Annotated in this window: 24 protein-coding genes and 1 other RNA gene; 16 read left to right on the top strand and 9 right to left on the bottom strand. The window is 36.4% G+C overall.

The genetic code is table 11. The features are described from left to right. Positions 1-44: 44 nt before the first annotated feature. On the top strand, positions 45-803 hold the full coding sequence (locus HBN50_RS14895; RefSeq protein ID WP_273871327.1) for a hypothetical protein: 759 nt from the start codon (positions 45-47) through the stop codon (positions 801-803). Between the two features lies 1 nt (position 804). Here the strand turns inward: HBN50_RS14895 and rnpB are convergent. Then, positions 805-1,166: RNase P RNA component class A (rnpB, locus tag HBN50_RS14890), an RNA gene on the bottom strand. 130 nt (positions 1,167-1,296) lie between these two features. Here rnpB and HBN50_RS14885 point away from each other — a divergent pair. Next, on the top strand, positions 1,297-2,607 hold the full coding sequence (locus HBN50_RS14885) for a hypothetical protein (protein WP_273871325.1): 1,311 nt from the start codon (positions 1,297-1,299) through the stop codon (positions 2,605-2,607). A gap of 73 nt (positions 2,608-2,680) precedes the next feature. Continuing rightward, on the top strand, positions 2,681-4,099 hold the full coding sequence (locus HBN50_RS14880; RefSeq protein WP_273871324.1) for a TolC family protein: 1,419 nt from the start codon (positions 2,681-2,683) through the stop codon (positions 4,097-4,099). Here the strand turns inward: HBN50_RS14880 and HBN50_RS14875 are convergent. After that, on the bottom strand, positions 4,096-4,506 hold the full coding sequence (locus HBN50_RS14875) for a FliG C-terminal domain-containing protein (RefSeq protein WP_273871323.1): 411 nt from the start codon (positions 4,504-4,506) through the stop codon (positions 4,096-4,098). The genes HBN50_RS14880 and HBN50_RS14875 overlap by 4 nt on opposite strands. A 137-nt stretch (positions 4,507-4,643) precedes the next feature. Then, entirely contained in the window at positions 4,644-5,363 is a 720-nt protein-coding gene (locus tag HBN50_RS14870; protein ID WP_273871321.1) for a zinc ribbon domain-containing protein, read from the bottom strand. Positions 5,364-5,446: 83 nt separating this feature from the next. On the opposite strand from HBN50_RS14870, the gene aroC reads away from it, so the two are divergent. The 4 genes from aroC (at position 5,447) to HBN50_RS14850 (ending at position 9,461) form a co-directional block, all read left to right on the top strand. After that, on the top strand, positions 5,447-6,451 hold the full coding sequence (gene aroC / locus HBN50_RS14865; protein ID WP_273871319.1) for a chorismate synthase: 1,005 nt from the start codon (positions 5,447-5,449) through the stop codon (positions 6,449-6,451). Further along, entirely contained in the window at positions 6,441-7,475 is a 1,035-nt protein-coding gene (locus HBN50_RS14860) for a 3-dehydroquinate synthase (protein ID WP_273871317.1), read from the top strand. Before aroC ends, HBN50_RS14860 begins: the two co-directional genes overlap by 11 nt. After that, positions 7,465-8,670: a 3-phosphoshikimate 1-carboxyvinyltransferase gene (locus HBN50_RS14855; protein WP_273871315.1), complete on the top strand. Its 1,206-nt coding sequence runs from the start codon at positions 7,465-7,467 to the stop codon at positions 8,668-8,670. The genes HBN50_RS14860 and HBN50_RS14855 overlap by 11 nt, the downstream gene beginning before the upstream one ends. Positions 8,671-8,738: 68 nt before the next feature. Next, a complete protein-coding gene (locus HBN50_RS14850) occupies positions 8,739-9,461 on the top strand; it encodes a murein L,D-transpeptidase catalytic domain-containing protein (protein WP_273871314.1) in 723 nt (240 codons plus the stop codon). Between the two features lie 55 nt (positions 9,462-9,516). On the opposite strand, the gene HBN50_RS14845 is transcribed toward HBN50_RS14850, so the two are convergent. From HBN50_RS14845 to HBN50_RS14830, 4 genes are all read right to left on the bottom strand, one after another. Continuing rightward, positions 9,517-10,131, bottom strand: coding sequence for an outer membrane beta-barrel protein (locus tag HBN50_RS14845; RefSeq protein ID WP_273871313.1), 615 nt, complete (start codon positions 10,129-10,131; stop codon positions 9,517-9,519). 130 nt (positions 10,132-10,261) lie between these two features. Then, the gene (locus HBN50_RS14840) at positions 10,262-10,678 is read right to left on the bottom strand and encodes a hypothetical protein (protein ID WP_273871311.1); all 417 of its coding nucleotides are present in this window, start codon (positions 10,676-10,678) and stop codon (positions 10,262-10,264) included. A gap of 93 nt (positions 10,679-10,771) precedes the next feature. After that, positions 10,772-11,101 carry a DOPA 4,5-dioxygenase family protein gene (locus tag HBN50_RS14835; RefSeq protein WP_273871309.1) on the bottom strand — a complete coding sequence of 110 codons (330 nt, stop codon included), beginning with the start codon at positions 11,099-11,101 and terminating at the stop codon, positions 10,772-10,774. Positions 11,102-11,171: 70 nt separating this feature from the next. Next, complete coding sequence (locus HBN50_RS14830) at positions 11,172-11,528, bottom strand: hypothetical protein (RefSeq protein ID WP_273871308.1); 357 nt, start codon at positions 11,526-11,528, stop codon at positions 11,172-11,174. A gap of 229 nt (positions 11,529-11,757) precedes the next feature. Here HBN50_RS14830 and HBN50_RS14825 point away from each other — a divergent pair, with 229 nt between their 5' ends. The 3 genes from HBN50_RS14825 to HBN50_RS14815 all read left to right on the top strand — a co-directional run bounded on the left by HBN50_RS14825 (position 11,758) and on the right by HBN50_RS14815 (position 14,604). Next, the gene (locus tag HBN50_RS14825; protein WP_273871305.1) at positions 11,758-11,943 is read left to right on the top strand and encodes a hypothetical protein; all 186 of its coding nucleotides are present in this window, start codon (positions 11,758-11,760) and stop codon (positions 11,941-11,943) included. Positions 11,944-12,180: 237 nt separating this feature from the next. Further along, entirely contained in the window at positions 12,181-12,987 is an 807-nt protein-coding gene (locus HBN50_RS14820; protein ID WP_273871304.1) for a substrate-binding periplasmic protein, read from the top strand. An 81-nt stretch (positions 12,988-13,068) separates the two neighbouring features. After that, on the top strand, positions 13,069-14,604 hold the full coding sequence (locus HBN50_RS14815) for a GNAT family N-acetyltransferase (protein ID WP_273871301.1): 1,536 nt from the start codon (positions 13,069-13,071) through the stop codon (positions 14,602-14,604). Here HBN50_RS14815 and HBN50_RS14810 read toward each other — a convergent pair whose 3' ends face one another. Then, positions 14,605-15,021, bottom strand: a complete 417-nt coding sequence (locus HBN50_RS14810; protein ID WP_273871299.1) for a hypothetical protein — start codon at positions 15,019-15,021, stop codon at positions 14,605-14,607. A gap of 101 nt (positions 15,022-15,122) precedes the next feature. Between HBN50_RS14810 and HBN50_RS14805 the strand changes: the two genes are divergently transcribed. Beyond that, entirely contained in the window at positions 15,123-15,584 is a 462-nt protein-coding gene (locus HBN50_RS14805; RefSeq protein ID WP_273871297.1) for an HIT family protein, read from the top strand. Positions 15,585-15,704: 120 nt separating this feature from the next. Here the strand turns inward: HBN50_RS14805 and HBN50_RS14800 are convergent, their stop codons facing one another. Further along, the gene (locus HBN50_RS14800) at positions 15,705-16,079 is read right to left on the bottom strand and encodes a hypothetical protein (protein WP_273871295.1); all 375 of its coding nucleotides are present in this window, start codon (positions 16,077-16,079) and stop codon (positions 15,705-15,707) included. A 56-nt stretch (positions 16,080-16,135) separates the two neighbouring features. Here HBN50_RS14800 and HBN50_RS14795 point away from each other — a divergent pair, with 56 nt between their 5' ends. The 5 genes from HBN50_RS14795 to HBN50_RS14775 are packed head-to-tail and all read left to right on the top strand — an operon-like array spanning position 16,136 to position 19,586. Then, the gene (locus HBN50_RS14795; RefSeq protein WP_273871294.1) at positions 16,136-16,657 is read left to right on the top strand and encodes a hypothetical protein; all 522 of its coding nucleotides are present in this window, start codon (positions 16,136-16,138) and stop codon (positions 16,655-16,657) included. Between the two features lie 8 nt (positions 16,658-16,665). Next, positions 16,666-17,670 carry a radical SAM protein gene (locus tag HBN50_RS14790; RefSeq protein ID WP_273871291.1) on the top strand — a complete coding sequence of 335 codons (1,005 nt, stop codon included), beginning with the start codon at positions 16,666-16,668 and terminating at the stop codon, positions 17,668-17,670. Next, positions 17,660-17,878 carry a hypothetical protein gene (locus tag HBN50_RS14785; protein ID WP_273871288.1) on the top strand — a complete coding sequence of 73 codons (219 nt, stop codon included), beginning with the start codon at positions 17,660-17,662 and terminating at the stop codon, positions 17,876-17,878. The genes HBN50_RS14790 and HBN50_RS14785 overlap by 11 nt, the downstream gene beginning before the upstream one ends. Continuing rightward, on the top strand, positions 17,879-19,087 hold the full coding sequence (locus HBN50_RS14780) for a radical SAM protein (protein ID WP_273871286.1): 1,209 nt from the start codon (positions 17,879-17,881) through the stop codon (positions 19,085-19,087). Continuing rightward, positions 19,077-19,586: a hypothetical protein gene (locus tag HBN50_RS14775; RefSeq protein ID WP_273871285.1), complete on the top strand. Its 510-nt coding sequence runs from the start codon at positions 19,077-19,079 to the stop codon at positions 19,584-19,586. Before HBN50_RS14780 ends, HBN50_RS14775 begins: the two co-directional genes overlap by 11 nt. The last annotated feature ends 14 nt before the right edge of the window (positions 19,587-19,600 follow it).

Below are 19,600 nucleotides of genomic sequence, written 5' to 3'. Positions count from 1 at the left end.
TCAATGGATCTTCTTTAATTTGAGAGTTTCACTATAACAACTCTATGAAATTATTTAATGTTCTCGTCTTTTTACTATTTAGTTCTCATGTCTATGCAGCGATCCCTGTAACGATTTATTCAACGATAAATCAAGATAGCGAATTTCAAAAACTGGAGCAGGGAATTGATTTCTTCTTTGATAAGTTAAATCAGTCATGTCGCTCAAATTATCAATATGAAATTAAGCTAAAAGAAAGTCTCAATGTCGATGTATCGCCATTTAAACTTCTTCAATCACAAACAGAAATCGAAACAAAAGAAGGAAGAGACTCGTTTATCTTTTTTCAGGAATCTCTTTATCATCACTTAAAAGAAAATAAGATTTTTAAAAAGAATAAAGGCATTACAATTCACTCTGTTGCCGATGTCACTGGTCATTGTGGATTTGCTTTTCCAATTATTCAATTTGAACAAATGCAATCGCCTTTGTTGAAAGAAGTTCTTCAAAATCATCTTCTTATTTCACAAGATAGGGCAGGGTGTGGAAACCTTTCGCGCTTAATTGCTCATGAGCTCGCTCATCTCTTTATTCAAGATAATCCACCTCATCAGTGTGGAGATCAAAGATGTGGTGAAGAAAATATTCTCTCTGTTTATCGCTACATTAAGCCTAGACCTTCTCAATTTGGAAGTCGTGGTTCAAGGGGAGGAGATATATTTGATGATTTCCTAAACCCAAGACAGGCGCCATCAATTGGCGTGGAGTTTAATGAAAAACAATGTGAGAGTGTCGCAAGAACTGTTGATCAGTTGATGGAATAAAAAACCGAGCTAGAGTGTAAGCCGGGTCCTGTCGAGGACCATCATTCATCTAGGCCAGAGATTACCCTCTGGCTCGAGCACCCTACCCGCCTGCTCAGACTGGCTGCCGTCTAATCCGAAGATTGCACAGGCCTATTTGGGCTTGCATCACATAGAGTTTACCTGGTTTCACTACAGCAGGTGGACGAACCGTCGATGTTTGGCCCACTTACGCTACCCAAACGACCTCAGACCCCTGTACTTTCTTTCTGTTGCACTTGTCCTCACCTCGCGGTGGACGGGCGTTACCCGCTATGCTGCCATACAATGCCCGGACTTTCCTCCCGTGAACATACGTTCACCGGCGATGGTCTCTCTAACTCGGTTCAACCTTTCTACTTGAACTGGCCATAAGAATCAAGTGAAGTCATTTGTTTTCGTTAAAGTTTTATAGAGTTTAGGCTTTTTTCCTTGCCCAATATTTGGAGTTCGGTAGGAATAAGGGAGGAGAATTATGTATTTTAAGTATATTTTATTTGTACTGATTTTTAGTTCTGTATCCTTTGCAGGCCAGGATTATCTTCTTTTTAAAGAAGGGACTCCTGTTCTTGAGTATCAGGACTATGTGGAGGACCTTCCATTTGAGAAGGGAGATACTCTTATATTCTCTAAAGATAAGAAATTCGAATTTGTTAAATTCTTAGGTTCGGGTGGAACAACATTGGTTCTTGAAGTTAAAATTCCAGGCGAGAAAAAACATTATGCCCTACGAATACCTAAGTTTGATCACGATGGATACTATGTCGATAAGTATATTGAATATACTTACGTAGGTTATCAAAAGCTCAAAAATACGGGGATAAGAATCCCTGAGATCTATGACTATCGAAAAGAACGCTTTATTTTAATGGAACTCATTGAGCAGAAGCTCGAGGGAGAAGAGTACTTCTTTAATTATGAGGAACATGACAATAAGATGCTTGAAAAGGCCCTTCATTCTCTTATCGAATTCGCTCGTTCAACAGCAAAACTAGAAATGGTTTCAGATTTTAGAGCGGATCAGCTTATTTACAGTATTAAAAATGACGAGTGGTTTTTGGCCGACTGGCTTAATGTTATCAATTATGCTGAAGATATTGATTCGAAGTCTATTTTTGATCAAAGAGACTTTATGATCGACTTCCAAGATGGAACGGGCGATCGTCTCTATCATGAGGAACTTAGCTCTCCTGAGATCAGAAGAGGAAAAATTATTATTGAAGAATTGTCGAGAATCGTTCGTGAAGCTCGATTAAAAATGCAAGAAATTGATAAAAGAGAAACTATTAGAAGAAGCTTTTTAAGATCGAAAGTAAAATCGAGTAAAGAGTTATTTCAACTCTTTGATTTCATTCCTTCGACACAGAGATATTGGAATACTCAGGTTAAAGACGAGTTCTTTCAAAGTTCTCATTTATTCGATAAGTTCAATGCTCCAATGAAGAGATATATAGAATTGTCGAAATCGTTTAAACTGAAACAAAGTGATAAGAACACGGTCTTAAAAGTCAGCTTTGAATTGTCCAAAAACTTCGATGAAGCTCTTTATGCCATAACAAATTCAGGAGTTCATGCTCCAGAAAAGTCAGAATTCATTTTTAACAATATTGAAAGTCTCTTTGATTTTCAGCCAACTGAAAAACAATGGGCCTTACTCATTAAGCAGCCCTATCTTGAAGAATTCGAGAAAAAAGAGCTATTAAGACGATATGTGACTAAAAATTGGAAAACAGATTGCTTTAAAACAATGAGCTCACTTTTTTTAAATCATACAAAAAGAAAATAGATAAACTTTACTTTTACAGTAGTTTAAGAGTCAGCCTAATGATATTCAGTTTAGCATCTGAAGGAGTGATGTTTTGAATTATAAAGTTGGAATGTTTTTTTTAGGTACACTTGTTTTAGGTTTTAATTCTCAAGCAAATGTTAGAAAACTCTCAAAAGAGTTTCTACTTTCAAATATAGAAGTTCAAAATGCAAAACTAAGAATCGATAAGTCTCTTTATGATTATAAAATTGAAGATGAAAAAAGAGAGTGGGCCCTTAGTCTTTCCTCTGAGTATGCAAATAGTACATTAAGAACTTCTCCTTCAAGTTATTACTCACTTGATAATAAGACTCTCACTCATACACTCTCACTCTTAAAAGAAACAAAATGGGGTGGTCGATTTACGCTTTCTTCTGGAATTGTTGATGGTGATTATGGATCGAGTGGAAGCTCCAATAGTTATGATCAAAATATCTCTTATGAGCAGGACCTAGGGCAAAATTTTTTAGGTCGAAATTCTTATTTAAATATTGAAGCAAACTTACAGCGTTTCAAGGCCACTGAAGCGGGGGAGTTTTCAGCTGTTGAACAGGAACTACTATCTTTCCTTACTTCTTATCTAAGAACTTCATATCTTAAAGATGTAATGGAACTAAAGAATGCTTCATTAGATAGAGCAACAAAGCGAACAGAGTATATTTCTAAAAAAGTAAGGGATGGACTTAAAGAGAGGGCCGACCTCTATAGTGCAAAAACGCAAGAGGCCTTTGCTAGAGAAGAGCTTTTAAGAACGACAAATGAGTTTGAACAATCACTGAGCGAGCTATCAAAGAAATTACAAAGAGAAATTAACTCTAATGAAATCACAAAAATTAGTGATGAGTTACCGCAAAAGTCATCACTTTTAAGACCTTCTCCAAAGGGGAGTGTTAAGGAGAATCGAGTTCTTCTTTCTTCAAAAATGAGTGTTGAGACCTTTAAAAATATTTTAAAACAGAAAGAGAATATGATCTTACCTAAGATTTCTCTGAAAACGGCCTATAGAACGAATAATTTCGATGAGAGCTCTAAAGATGCTTTTAAAGATGGAACAATCGGATCTGACAATAAGGAATATAAAGTTGGTCTAGAGGTTACTATGCCTCTTTCGTTTGACATCGAGAGGTTCCAGAAAGAGAAGGCAAAAGCGGATCTTTTAATTGCTACAAATAATTTAGAAAAAAAGAAAGTTGAAGTTGCTAGTGATTTGAAATTGATAAATAGACAGATTGAATTAGCGACAAAGAATATCCAATCTTCAGAAGTTCGAGTCGATCTCGCTAGAAAAACATTTCTTGAATATAATAAATTATACAATAGAGGTAAGGGCAGCTTAGATCAGGTTTTAAATGCAGAAAATCGTTTTTTAGAAACGCAAGAGAGCTTTCTGAATTATCAGGTTCAAAGAGAAAGTTATTTATACTCCTTGGAGTATTTGTATAGTTCTCTAATCGAGAAGTTTAATCATTAAACGTATTCTTCACATGAATCTTTATCTAAAATGATTCTTCCTTTCGCTTCTTGTTGGCGAATATATTTTACGAATGACTTAATGTTGTATTCGAATTCACCAATTGGAGATTGTTCTTGTAGAGCAAAGAGAATATCTTGCTTAATCGATGTACTGAGCTCTGCAAGGAATGAACGAATAAGAGCAGTCGTCGACAATCTAAATGATTGAGCGATAACCTTTTTATCAACTCTCGTAATGATATCTTTTTTCATATCAAGAGTAAGATAAACGAGCTTCTCTAGGTAGAGAACATTCTCTTCCATGTCATTAGCGTCCATAGGTGGCAGGAACTTTTTCAGACCTTCTAGGGCCCTCTTCTGTGACTCTGGGGTGTGACCAAAAAATGGTTGCTTCTTTTCTGTCATTTAAACCTCGTAAAGAAATTGCCTTTATTCTTTATCGTATAATTTTATAGCGAAGTTAAATTAAAGTTAAGTATTTACGTGATTACAAATGGTTATTAATGATGAAAATTAATAAGGTGCCTATCTCTTCTGCCATATCAGAGCTTTGCGTTCAGTGGCACAAGAAGTCTCGAGCAACCTGGGCAAAATTCGAGCACCTCTGATCGCTCTACTTGTGAACGAGTGATTGCAGGAATTTGATATTTGCAGACACCACATCCGCTTCCCATTATCGGTGTTGCGGGGTGATTAAAGCGATGTTTCTCTCTGGCCTTAAAATAGATTTCTCTTGTATCTTGAGAGAGATTTTCTAACAGTAATGTGATTCGCTCATTGTATTTAGAGATTTCTTTCTGTTCTTGATTGGCGACTTGGTCGATTTCATTTTGTATTTCAGCGATTGTTTCGTCAATGGCACTGAAATAGGTTTTAGCTTTATTTAACTCTTCTTGTGCTTTCTCTTCTCTTTCTAGATTTTCAAGAATTTTAGATTCTATTTCTTCAACTCGAGGCGAGAGGTTTGAAATCTCCTTTTCTAGAGCTGAAACTTGTTGAGTAGAGGTGGCCATGCCGAGATGTTCCTTGGCCTTATTGAGTTCTTTTTCGAGTGTGAAAAGATCTTTTTCAAGTTGAGAATTTTCATGACTTAGCTTTGAAAGACTTTCTTCTAAGGCTTCCTTTTCTTTTGCTCGTCTGTCCTTATTTGCTGTAACAACTTGAAGGCGCTTTTGTTCATCTTCAATGATACACAGATGTTTTTGTATTTGTTTGTCTAGACTTTGAACTTCAAGGATATTTTTAAAATCTTCTAAGAGCATGGTTGTTCCCGTTTTGCTATTTGTGCAATGTCAATTATAGTAATATAAGATTGATATGATAACTAATTTTATTCGAGGTTAAGGTGCGCGGAAATTCGTTTGGGAAACTCTTTTCATTTACTACATTTGGCGAATCACACGGCAAGGCCTTAGGTGTTGTGATTGATGGTATGCCATCGGGTGTTGTTATTAATGAAGATGATCTCCAGGCGGATCTCGATAGAAGAGCTCCTGGTAAGGTTGCTGGAACGACTTCTCGAAAAGAAGCGGACAAGGCTAATATTATCTCAGGTATTTTTGAAGGGAAGACAACGGGAGCACCAATATGTGTTCTTGTTGAAAATACAAATCAGAGAAGCCAAGATTACGATAAATTAAAAAATGAGCATCGACCAGGTCATGCTGATCGCACTTATGAGCTCAAATATGGTCATCGCGATCATAGGGGCGGTGGAAGAAGTAGTGGAAGAGAAACTCTTTCGCGAGTCATCGCGGGGTATTTTGCATCTTTAATTATTAAAGGTATCTCTGTTCGAGCTTTAATTACAAAACTTGGACCTTTCTCTGTTGAATCAATTCCATCGGATTTGGAAAAAGACTTTGGAGATTATTCATTTGCAGACCCTTCTAAAAGTGAAGAAATAAAGAGCTACCTCTTAGATCTTAAGTCTAAAGGCGATAGTGTTGGCGGACGAATCTCTATTGCAATAGATGATTGTCCTGTTGGCTTAGGAGAACCTGCCTTTGATAAATTAAAAGCAGATTTTGCAAAAGCACTTCTCTCTATTGGCGCTTGTGTTTCATTTTCTTTTGGGCTAGGTGAGAAAATGGCGGATATGTTGGGTAGTGAAGTTTCTAGTGAATCATCAAATTTTGGTGGCATAGAAGGTGGAATTTCTAATGGGGATCGAATTTCTTTAGAAGTCACTTTTAAACCAACTTCAACAATTGGTGAAAAGGCCAAAGAAGGTCGACATGATCCTTGTATTTTACCGCGTGCAATTCCTGTTGTAGAAGCAATGGTAAGGGTTGTTCTCGCTGATCATTACCTTAGACAAAATGCTTATCAGGTAGAAAATGATGAGTAGTAAAGTCCTATACAAAGAGCTTAATGAGCTAAAAGAGTATTTGAAATTTTATAAAAATGATAATCTCCTTTTTATCATTGATGAGAATGTAGCGAATCTCTATCGAGAGTTTATTAATGATATTCGCCATCTCCCAGGGAAAAAAAATAGTCTTTGGATTGCTCCCTCTGGTGAGAACTTAAAGTCATTTATTCATCTAGAAAAAGCACTTGAATTCTTCTTAGAAAATGGAGTTCAAAGAGATTCTCATCTATTTGTAATCGGTGGCGGTGCCACGAGTGACTTTTCTGGACTTGTCGCCTCACTCTTACTGAGAGGGATTAGCTGGAGTGTTGTACCAACGACACTACTATCGATGATCGATGCAGCTATCGGTGGAAAAACGGCGATTAATTCTATATTTGGTAAAAATTTAATTGGAACATTTCATTTACCTGAAGAAATTCTTATTGATATTGATTTCTTAAAAACGCTTCCACAAGAACATAGAGAAAGTGGGTTGGGAGAAATTTTAAAATATGGATTTCTTTCAGCTGAAATTTCTCGAAATCTTCTATCTAAAGATTTTCGTTTTCAAAACTTAGTAACTTCAAGTGCGAAGTATAAAGAAAATCTTGTCGAAAGGGATTTTAAAGAACAGGGTGAGAGAAAACTCTTAAATTTTGGACATACTTTTGGTCATGCTATTGAGAAACATTACTCTCTCTCTCATGGCATTAGCGTTTTTTGGGGGATGGTTATTCTCTTTATTATTTTTGATGAAAAAGAGAATCTCAAATTGCTTAAAGAATACGCTGAAAAGATCGACTATAAAAACCTTACGACTCCTTGGAGTAATAAGCCTATCGAAGCTAATTCTTTTTTTGAATATGTGAAAAAAGATAAGAAAGTGAAAGGTTCGGGAAAGATTGATCTTATTCGTACAAAGAAGCCAGGTGTGCCCTTTATTGAAACAATGGATTTAAATGAACTTGAAAATATATTTGTCGCTAAGTTAACGGAGATTAATTCCTTTGAGTTTTAAAAAAATAGAAGCCTCTCCTTTTCGTGCAAAGATTGAAGTACCTTCTTCGAAGTCTTTTGCCAATAGGGCGCTTGTTCTTGCTGCGCTAAAAAAAGAAGCTGTAACGTTAGAAAATATTCCGTTATCTTCTGATGTCGAACTAATGATTGATTGCCTTAAAAAGATTGGTCTAGAGATCACACAATCTCCAAATCGCATTTGCGTTGTTAATTCTTTTCCAGAATGTGAAAAGGAGACGCAAGTTGTTTTGGAGACTGGTGAAGGTGGGACGACAAATCGTTTTCTTATTCCACTTCTCTCTCTCGGTAGCTCAGAATATATTATCGAGCCTAAAGGCCATATGAGAAAGAGACCTATGAAGCCTCTCTACGAAACTTTAATTCAGCACGGGGTTTTTGTTGAGTCTGAGAAGGATCATTGGCTAAAGATCAAAGGCCCTTTTCAAGTTGAGGAATCTACCATTGAAGTTGACTGTACTCAGACAACTCAATTTGCAACGGGTCTTGCCTTGGCTCTAAGTAAACTTGGGCTCGATGTTATTCCAAGAGGTCTTTCGACTTCAGAGTCCTACTGGAAAATGACACTCGATCTTATAGAGAAAGTGAAAGCGTCAAATCATCTTCTCATTCCTGTTGATTTTAGCTCCCTTGGTTACCCTATTGCTATGGCCCTTCATTGTGGTGAAGTGACTATTACTAATTGTCATGAAATTGATGAGTTTCAAGCTGATAGTGTTCTCATTGAAATTGTTAAAAAGATGGGAGGGACGATTTCCTTTTCTAAAGAAGGTCTGATCATCTCAAAAAGCCAATTGAATGGATTAGAGATAGATTGCTCTGACTGTCCTGATCTCGTTGCGACGTTAGCTTTTCTTTGTTCCTATGCAAAAGGTGAGAGCCTACTTAAAAATATTGAAGTTTTAAAATACAAGGAATGTGACCGAATCCTTGAGACGATGAGAATTCTCGATGCTTTTGGTATTACACATGAGTTGAATTCATCAAATGGAATGTCTCTAAAAATTCAAGGGCGTAAATCACATCATCAATATGTTCCATTTACACCTGAGGATGATCATCGAATGGTTATGGTTAGTTATTTGTTTATGAGAGCAAATGGTGGTGGTGAACTTGGTCGAATAGAGGCCGTTGAAAAGTCATTTTCGAATTTTTTCGATGTAATGGAAAATCATTGACTGTAAAAACTTCAAATCTCTCTGCAGACCGTCTTTACCGATAAGTTCAGCTTTCATAGAAAGCCTTCATGAAAACATTTATCTTTACACTTGCTGCACTATTTTCATTGCAAACACTTTCTTTTGACCAAACGATATATGACAACTTTGAAAAAGTTGGCGGAAACCAAATTGCCTTAGATCAATTGAAATGCTTTTGGGAAAACAATCTAGAGAGCTCTTTTCGTGAGGGGATCACAATAAAGAGAAAGCGGTTTGTGACGATTCACGATTTAACAAAGAAAGGTAATGAATATCGCTTCTTTATTATTGATTTAGAAAGTAAAGAAGTCGTCGCTTATCCTTCTGCCCATGGAAGTGGAAAAGGCCGTCTTAAAAATAAGAGATCGTTGGCGAAGCATTTTTCAAATAAAATGGGCTCGGATTTAACGCCAAGTGGATTCTTTGTTACCGGACCAGTTTATAAGAATTGGAAGAAATGGTGGAAATTTGGAATTCGACTCTTTGGTCTGCAAAAAGGAGAGAATGAAAAGTCATACGATAGGGGAATTGTTATTCACGCTGCTAAAAATAGTAGTGGGAGTTACGTAGATAATTCAATGATCTCAAGCCTGCACAAAACAATACATAATTTTAAATCGGCCATGACTTCTGGGATGTCTGATGGATGCAGTGCGGTTCCTCCAAAGTATTGGAGTTCCATAAGAGATATGATAAAAGATGGTAGTTTATTCTTTGTATTTACGGAAGATTACCTGGAGCAAGGAAGCTCTTATTGCCTCAAGCTTTAATTCAACAAAAGTAGAGGCCTCGAAGTTCGAGGCCTAGATTAATCCAAGGAAAAGATTAGAAATTGATACCAAGGTAAGCACCATAACTTGTGTACTTAACTTTTAGTTGTGGGTCTCCTGCTCCTGCAGTGTAGCGAACATCGGCACCGAGAGAAAGCTCTTTAAGTACCATATATTCAGCACCAACACCTGCATGATATCCGACATCAAGGTAGTTAGTTGTATTTGATGGTGGCGAGTTAACTAGAAAGGCAAGACCTGCTGGGATAATCCATGGTCTAAATTTTCCAAGTTCAAAGCGATATTTTGGAGCAATAACAACTGCTAATTGAGAAACTGTTACTTCATTTACCTTTGGTTCAACACCAGCAACTTGTCCAATTGCATTTGCAACTCTCTTATCTGAAAACTTATTGTAATCTACATAGACTTCACCAAGTAGTGAGTTATTTGAAAGTGGGCAATCCATTAGTTTAAGATCTAGACCGGCCGAAAGTGATGTTCCTTGATCATCATCGTTCTTTCCTGCTGCGGCACCTGTATCAGTAAAAATCTGACCACCGCGATCTTCTGATAATTTTGAAATACCATAACGATAGAAAACTTGTCCTGAGGCGAATGCTTGAGAACTCATTAGTAGAGCGAGCGCGAGCGTACTTAATTTCTTCATAAAAACTCCTTTAATAGCTTTAGCTTCGTTAACTATTAAAAGAGTTTTTACTTATTCTGAATATTTTAGGCGTAAGGTTTTGAAATGATTCGAATCATGTTCTCTTTGGAATAAAAGAATGATCTAGATTCTAAAGTTCACCAACATATTTAAGGTTGTTGCAATAGCGAACTTGTCCTAGGCGGTTTGTTGCGACAAAAGACTTCACTGTTGTGTTGTTTGTTTGTGGGTTCATGAAAAGCTTCCCCGCAAAAATGCGATAACCAATTTGAACAGCATCTTCCATTGATCTTGGATCAAGGCTATGGGCCCCTGATTGAAAATCATAACTTTCTCTATAGCGAAGTCTAAATGGAATACCATTTAACTTTGCAAGTACGGTCCTATTAAAACGGCTTGGTCTTAATTGATCGTGTTCGACTTTTGTTACCTCCATTTCACAGTCCATATAACTATGAGGATCCACTCCCATATAAAGCCCTTTTTGGATTCTCGATAAAGCTGGAGCAGATAATAGCGTCAGTAATAGTAGTAGAGTTACTTTCATTCTTCTTCCTTGATGATTTTTATTTAATTCTAAGGAGTGTGAATAGAAATGACTAGGGATACTAATCTTTATGATAGGAGATGTTAGATAACTTTATTTAAAGCGCTCTAATTTGAGTTCATAACTTTTCCCTAACCACATGGCATAATCAGTATGGTCTTTTAAATCGTTGCCAGTAACAGGGTGAATAAAAATATCTAGTTCCTCTCTATTATTCATAAGCCATTTAAGGGCTTCTTCGAATCGAGCAACGGGAACGAGCAATTGGCAACTCCAGACAGGATGAGGGCCAACAGGCTTTTGATGGGCCTTACCTTGTTCTATTCCCTCAAGTTCTAGCTCGGCCTTTTTTAAAATAGAAAGCGCTTTGGCATGAGTTTCTTCTGTGTAGTAAAAATGTGCGTGGTAGGATTCGATATTCATGGGCGCCACTATAACAATGGCATTAGTAAAAGAAAAGTTCGAGGAGAGAACTCCTCGAACTAAATATTTCTTATTCGCAAAGATAAGGTGCTGAAGCAGAGATGTTGTAAAGGTAGAAACCTTGACCGTGATAAACATCTTCATCAAATTCGATTTTAATGCTGTCAACAATGTGACCATAGTCAGAAACTACTTTTACTTTTGCTGTATATTCTTTTTCCATACCTTGATCAAGAATGATGTAAGATACTTCTTCAAGTGTTACAGTCGCATCCTCTTCAAAAGCACCTGCACATTTGTTGTTAAGAACAGCTTCAACGTAATTTTTAATTACTGGAGAAACGTCTTGTGCTTTGTGTCCAATTGTTAGTGTTCCAGCGAATGCTGATGAAGACATAAGAAGAGCTGCTAGTAGAAGTGATTTCATTGTGATTTCCTTTTATAAGTTAGTGAAGATATTCAAGTTGGGCTTTATATACAGGTCGGAGCTTCACTTTTACAAGGGCGAGAATGAGGATTAACAGAATCTTAATATTTATGGAGGTCAAGCCAAAAAAACTAACAAATTCTTTGGCTTTGAAACTGATTTCAATTTGTAATATAATTAGATCCTGACATAAAAACACACAGACACACTACACACGGAGACATGAGAAATGAGTGATTTATCACAAGAGTTAAAGGAAGAACTTCTTCAAGAGATTAAACTTCTTGAAACACAATTAACTGGGAATCTTTTCGAAGATATGGATACAAGAGATAAGATTCACAACATTAAAATGAAGCTCGAAGGTGTTAGACCAACAGATAGCTTTGTTGAATGTATTGGTTGTGGAAGCTAATAGATTTAAAAAAATAAGTTAAATAGAGGCCCCTCTTTTTAAGAGGGGTTTTTTTTTGCTTAAGCCATCAATTTTTTGCATAAATTTAGTTGAATGAAGAATTCTAATTCCAATGATAGGTGTTGAATAAGCTAGATTTTTACGAAATTTAAATAGGTTAGAGTTATAAAAATTCTTTAATTAATTTTATCTATTCTTAACGTTTAAAATAATCCTAATTTAGGTAGAATAGATTTTATGTTCATTCGCTTATTTATATTTATGACACTTTTCATCTCCCTCACAAGTTCTGGCCCTGCAAAGGTTGCCAGTAAAGAGATCGTTCTCGTTGCTGATATGTGGTGTCCCTACAACTGTAAGCCTGGTTCAAAATTAGAGGGAATTCTCATTGAGGTTGCTAAAAAGGTTTTTGAAAAAGAAGGTTATATTGTGCGCTACCGTGTTGAAAGCTGGGCCCGTTCTATCATCCTAGCAAAAGAGGGAAAGGTTAACGGTATCGTTGGAGCTTATAGATCAGATGCACCTTCGTTTGTTTTTCCTGATGCTGCTGCAGTTGTTTCAAATGATGCTTTTATTACTTTAAAAAATTCAAAGCTTAAAAACTTATCAGTTGAAGATATGAGAGCAAGTGCTAAAAAGTTTGGAGTGATTAAAGATTATTCTTATTCAGAAGAAATCGATAAGTACATTACGACAGTCTCTAAGGAGAAGTCGAATCTTCATGTTCTCCATGGAGATATGCCTGTTAAAGGTCTCATTACACTGTTAAGAAAGAAGCGAATTGATGTGGCGCTCGAAGATATGAATGTTTGGAATTACTATCTGGCCCAAATGGGAATTGATATGGATGAATTTAAAAAAGCGGGTAGTATTGGATCTTCTGGTGTTCATATCGCTTTTTCTCCAACATTAGATTCTTCTAAGAAATATGCTCAAATTCTTTCAAAAGGAATTAAGGAAATGAAAGAAAATGGAGAGCTTAAAAAAATTATTGCTAGCTATGAATCTATTCATCAATCAGTCGGAGCTAACGTAATTCCCTAACATTTAATGAAATGACGTAGAATTTTTTTCAATTTTCGCTATAATTTAGTCATTGATATCTATTTTCTAGGAAGGAAATACATGACTGCTAAGGTTAAGCTTGAAGTTCGTAATGCGACATTAAATGATATTAAAGGAATTTATCTCTTAATTGAGAAGGCCTATCAAGATCTAGAAGACTATTCAAAAAATATAATTCGAGGACAAATAACAAATTTCGAAGAGGGATGTTTTGTTGCCGTTTTAAATGATGAAATTGTTGGTTACTCAGCAAGTATCATTCTTTCTGAGAAAGTTGCTCTTGCTCCTCATACGTGGATGGGAATCACTGGTAGTGGTTACGGTTCTACTCACGATGATGAAGGGGATTATCTCTATGGCTATGAAACGTGTGTTGATCCAGAAGTTCGCGGGCATCGTATTGGTCAGAGACTTTATAATGCAAGAAAAAATCTCGTTAAGTTTTTACGATTAAAAGGAATTGTTTTTGCTGGAAGAGTTCCAAATCTTAGAAAAAAGAGAAAACAAGTTAAAGATGTTTACGACTATATTGAAAAAGTAAAAGATAGAAAAATTCGAGACACGACCTTGGGCTTCCAGCTTCGAAATGGTTTTGAAGTGATTGGTATTTTAGATCGCTACCTCCCATCGGATAGAGATTCCCTAGGGTACGGTGTTCATCTCATTTGGAATAATCCAGAATATTCATCTCGTGAAAATCCTGGAAAGAAGCCAATCCAACAAGATTCTGTAAGAGTTGTTTGCGTTCAATATCAACAAAGAGGAATTAAGAGCTTTGAAGAGTTCGAAAATATAGTTGAGTACTATGTTGATGTGACGGGTGACTATCGAGCAGATTTCGTTTTATTTCCTGAACTTTTTACGATGCAGCTTCTCTCAATTAAAAATGAGGAAATCTCTCCAAGTGAGGCGATTGAGCATATGACAAGCTATACAGAAAAAGTAAAAGAATTATTTCAACGTTTAGCTGTTAAATACAACGTTAATATTATCGCTGGATCTCACCCAACAAAAGTTGGAGAGAAGGTTCAAAATATTAGTTATATCTGTTTGCGTGATGGACAAATTCACGAACAAGCAAAAATTCATCCGACACCTGATGAGAAGTATTGGTGGAATATTGAAGGTGGAGATGAAGTTAAAGTTATCGATACGGACTGTGGACCGATTGGTGTTCTTGTTTGTTATGATAGCGAGTTTCCAGAGCTTACAAGACATCTTGTAAATCAAGGAATCAATATGCTCTTTGTTCCTTACTTAACAGATAATAGACAGGCCTACTGTCGAGTGAAATATTGTTGTCAAGCTAGAGCGATAGAGAATCAAATTTATGTGGCCATGGCCGGAAATGTTGGAAATTTACCACGTGTTCACAATGTTGATATTCAATACTCACAAAGCTGTATTCTAACACCATGTGATTTTCCATTTGCTAAGGATGGTGTTGCTGCAGATACGACGCCGAATGTGGAGATGGTGGCGATTGCTGACTTGCGATTGGATACTCTGCAAGAGTCGAGGCAAAATGGTGCCGTTAGGAATTTAAAAGATAGAAGACATGATCTTTATTCCGTGGTTTGGCACCATAGAAAATAATTACTTTAAAGTGAAGTGGATGAATTCGCCTCTTCTTGTATCGTCGATGACATATTCCATTGGTCCCATATATTTGAATGGAGCATCGAAAATAGTCTCACACCAAATAGGCCATTGGTGAGAAGGCTCGTATTCACATTCAGTTACAACGAGACGCCACTGTCTTGTTTTGAGTCTGTATGGGTTAATTTTAAGCGGATTATCGAAAGAATATTCTTCCAATCGATTTACTTTTAGAATAGGCGTGAGGTTGATAACTTCACCGCTTCCATAAGCTTCTTCTAAGGCAATTGATACTTCACCTCTACCAATGAAGTCTCCGTCAGTACTAATCTTGAATTTTGTCAAAGAGACGCGTTCGTTAGCAAAAGAAAAGAATGAAAGAGTAGTAAGAAATACTATCGTTAAAAGTTTCATAAAAATCCTTTGAATAAAGTGTTGGCAAACACTATCAGTCATTGGGAAAATAGGAATAAGTATTGTAAATTATTCAGTTAATTTGAAACGTGGAGCGTGCTATGTGTTTAATTTGTCGTAGAATTGAAGAAAGTCAAAAGACTGAAGACTCATTTATTATCCACGAATTTAAACATTCATTTTTCGTTGTTGGGGCCCATCAATACTTCAAAGGTTATTGTCAGCTTCTCTTAAAAGATCACTACGGTGATTTAACGGATCTTCCTAGGGACATGCAAGAAGAGTTTTTATCTGAAGTTATGCTCGCTGGAAAAATAGTGAAAGATCACTTCAATGCTTTTCGTATTAATTACTCTTGTATTGGAAACGAAGTTGAACATGTTCACTATCATATATTTCCTCGCTATGAAGAAGAGCTTAATACAGTTGAAAACAAGAACCCTTGGTTTAATGCGAAAGACTTCGATAATCATAAAATAGATAATGATCAAGCCCGCAAGCTCGCAAGTGAGATTCGCTCTACTATTGTTTCGTCATACCCTGATATAGCGAGTACCAAATAAACAGAGAGAGGATAAGGGCGATCGATTTGAGAATGATTCTCTTTTTGTTAAATTTTTTCATCTAGTACTTATTATTGAATGAGAATGTAATTGCAAAGAAAAATTGGCAATTCTTTAATATTAGCCAAGTACGACCCAGCCAAGATCCTCTCCTAAGTATTGAAGTGAAAAATAGCGAGATGTACTTAAATCGACATGTTTTTCAACTTCAAAGAGACCATTAATGTCATTGATTGTTTTTTCTTGAGGATTAAGAACAGGGCTTTTTGACCACTTTGTTTTCATGACTTTAAAGTGAATAATCGATTCTAGGGACTTAGGTTCCTTAGGTAGAACGTATGTCGTACCACTTTTAAGATTGATACAAGTATCATTGCACTTAAGAAGTTCAAATTGATTAGTATCCGTCTTTTTTACTCGGTTAAACTTATGAGCAAAGGCCTTGGCGCTAAAGGCAGCAAAAAAAGAGGCAACAATAAAGTTTCTTCGTTTCATAAGTTTTATTATATACTAATTTAAAGTTGAGTTTAACTGAATAATTGGAGAAATTTATGGCAAACTTTAGACGTTGTTCAATCGCAGCTAATGGTGCCCATACTGTAAATACCGGATCTGATGTTTATTTTGAAAATGAGTTCAAGGCCTTTAGGGTTTGGAATGCTGTTTGGAATGATATTGCAGACTTTCAGTTATTAAATGACAAATTAGTTTATGGTAAGTGCTATATCGACACAATTGAAGGCGCAAGACTTGCGACTGAGAGATGTCAGATGAGTTTAATGGGAATTGCTTCTGATACTTTTGGATTTGCTGTAGGCTCAGGAAATGCTGCAAGTGAAGTTCCGATTGCTGTTGCTGGCTGGGTGCTCGCTTATGTCGATAAAGACTATGATCCAGGAACACCTCTTACAAATGATGAAAATGGAAATCTCACTGAAATGACTCTTGAAGAAAAGAGAAATTACCCTGAGCGTTTAATCGCAATTTATAAAAAGCCTGAACCAAAAGATTCGTTTGGTGTTGAAGGGAAAGAAATTCAAGTTGATGGACGTCATTGGGTGAAGGTGAAGTAGGAAAGTTAATGAAAACACTTTCCATTGCATTCTCTGAAGCTTGTAATTTAAATTGCTCCTATTGCAATGTCGATAAACTTTCAAAAAAGTCGATTGATGAAAATCTCTTTCTCCATTCATTTAGTGAGGTGAGAAGGAATAATCCGAATGAAAGAATCAAAATAGACTTTTATGGGGGAGAACCACTCCTTCATTGGAATAAAATTGTTCGCATAACCAAAGAGCTTTCTTCTGATCCACAAGTCGAATTTTATATGCCGACAAATGGTCTATTACTTGATGAAGAGAAGGTGAGATTTCTTAACGATTACTCGGTAAAGGTATCTCTTTCTTACGATGGTCTTTGGCAAGATGCTAAAAGAATACAGCACGATGGACAGGGAACAAATCATCTCTATGAAAAGAAATTTCCAATCATACGTGAATTAAATGACCTTGCGTGTCACTCGATGATCGATCCTGGAAATAGTAATCTCTTAGAAAACCATCTCTATATTCTAGAGAAATTGGGGCTTAATCCAGATTTAACACTTATTCGTGATGTTGATATTTGGAGTTATGAGCAAGCACAGGCCGTCAATCAGGGCTTTAGCGAGCTTGTGGACTGGTACATTGACTCCTGTGATGAGGTTGAAATACCTAAGATTGTTTTAAATTATCTTCGCCATGTTATTCGATATGGTGCTAAGGGTCACACTTCTCATAATTGCGGTGCTGGTGATCAGCATCTCTCTTATACGGAGAATAAATTAATTCCCTGTAATAGGTTTAAGAATTCCGATCTTGTTGATAAAATCGAAGAGTATAGATTAATGGAAGAATGTGAGCAGTGTGTAGTTAAGAACTACTGTCGTAAGGGTTGTCTCTTTGAAAATATAAAGAACGAAGGGCCAATTGATGAAATCTGCACCATGTACAAACATTTCTATCGTGAAGTGCAACGAATGACACGAGAGTTAAAAAACAATAGGGTGTTTAAAGAGCTCTTGAAGAGAGAAATTTATGAATCTTAAAAGCTTAAACCGAAGTATGTACTTGGGTGCTTATCACTTACTGGAAGCTTCCAAACATCTTGGTGGAATAGATCCTGAATTTGGTCAAAAACTAGCGACACAAGCAATGGAGCTTGTGAATTCTATTATTCCAGAGGAAGAGAAAGTTTCAGATGAGAAATTAGATAGCCTTCTCGATGAAATTTTAAACGCGGACCTGGAGGATTAGATGGTTGATTTAGTAAACGAGCAAAATAGAAAATTAGATAAAAAAGTAAAAGGTTATTTCAATCTCGAAATCACGACTTCTGCGCTTTGTGATTTAAGTTGTACTTATTGCTTTGAAGGAGAGAAAGTTGACCCTGCTAGACTTGACGGTGATCTTCCTCTTATTTTTAAAAGAATCGATGCCATTCTAGATAATAAAGAATGGTTTCAAGAAAAATATAGTGGATTAAATATTTCCCTTTGGGGAGGGGAGCCAACGCTTAACCCTGGCTTTATTGTGACGCTGATGAAGAAGTATGAGAATCATGATAATGTTGATTTTCATCTTTATACGAATGCGTTCAATATGAAGAATATGAATAAGATTATCGAGCATGTCGATCTATCTAAGCTTCGTGTTCAAGTCTCTTATGATGGAAGAGCTATTAATGATAATTTCCGTCTATCGAAAAATAAAAAGACATCAAGTAATCAGGTTATTAATAACCTCTATGAATTAGCACGAAGAGGTGTCAACGTTAGTGTAAAGTCAACGTTACCAATTGATAGCATGGAAAATATCTATTCTTGTTGGACCGATTTCTATGAAATTCAAGAATTACTTTGGAAAGTCTCTCCGACAATCAATATCAATTATGCACCGACTGTTGATTACATTACGAAATTTACTCTTGAAGAAAAACAAGGGGCAATTGAAGAATTTAGAAAGCAGTTTTTAAAAATTGCAAAGCGCGAAATTGAATTTTACCGCGAGCACGGACGTTATCTTTGTTCTTGGTTTGGTGGTGATGATAATAGAAAGCACTGTGCAGCGGGATATAACATGGCCGCCATTGATCAACGCGGGAACCTCTACGCTTGTCACGGAGCAATTTATTCGAAACACAAAGAAGAGTTAGCACATACCGATATTTATGATGATGACTTTGTAGAAAAGCTCATCGCCTATACATCAAAGTTTGAAAAACCACTTCAGTCAACAGCAAAAGAATGTCAGGAGTGCGTTGCTACCACTTGTATGATTTGTCCTGTTGCCAGTCATGAAAAGAGTGATAAAGAAGAGTTCTTTGATAAGTGGAAAGATAATTGGGTAAATGAACTTTGCGGATTTTTTAAAACATTTGGTGAAATCGATAGAGCAGTTCAGAAATATATTTATGCAAATATGATGAAATCAAAAAGAGAAAAAGAGGTAGAACATGGCCTGTAGTGGAGCGCACTGTACCAATCACAGTACCGGAACAACAACATGCTCAGGACACAGAAGTGTTTGTCCATCGAATAGAACTTTATCTCAAAGTTTTACTGTAGGAGAGTCGATCAAAAAGAGTGATCTCGATGATCTTAGAAATAAGATTGCGGCTGAACTTACGACGTATAGAGCTCATGCCTTAAACTATGGTGGATTGAATACTTTTGTAAACTCAAACTCAAGCCAAGGTGTCAATGTCTCTCCGGCAAATGCAATTACATCTAAGTCGCTACCTGTCGATCGACTCGAGTCATTCAACGCAGCTGATGATGGGTCCGATGGAAATAACATGGGTTCAGTAACATTTACGCCTGTAACAGGTAATGAAATTCGCCAAACTGAAATTCAACTAATTGTTAATAAATACAACTCAATTCGATCAGACTGTATTTGTAATACAGACTGTGCGTGTAATGCTGTTTGTACTTGTCACAATGATTGTGGATGTCACTATTAAAAAGGGAAGATTAA

The sequence above is a fragment of the Halobacteriovorax sp. GB3 genome, from assembly GCF_028649655.1.
Taxonomy (GTDB): Bacteria; Bdellovibrionota; Bacteriovoracia; order Bacteriovoracales; family Bacteriovoracaceae; genus BSW11-IV.
This window is presented reverse-complemented; position numbering and strand designations above follow the sequence as displayed.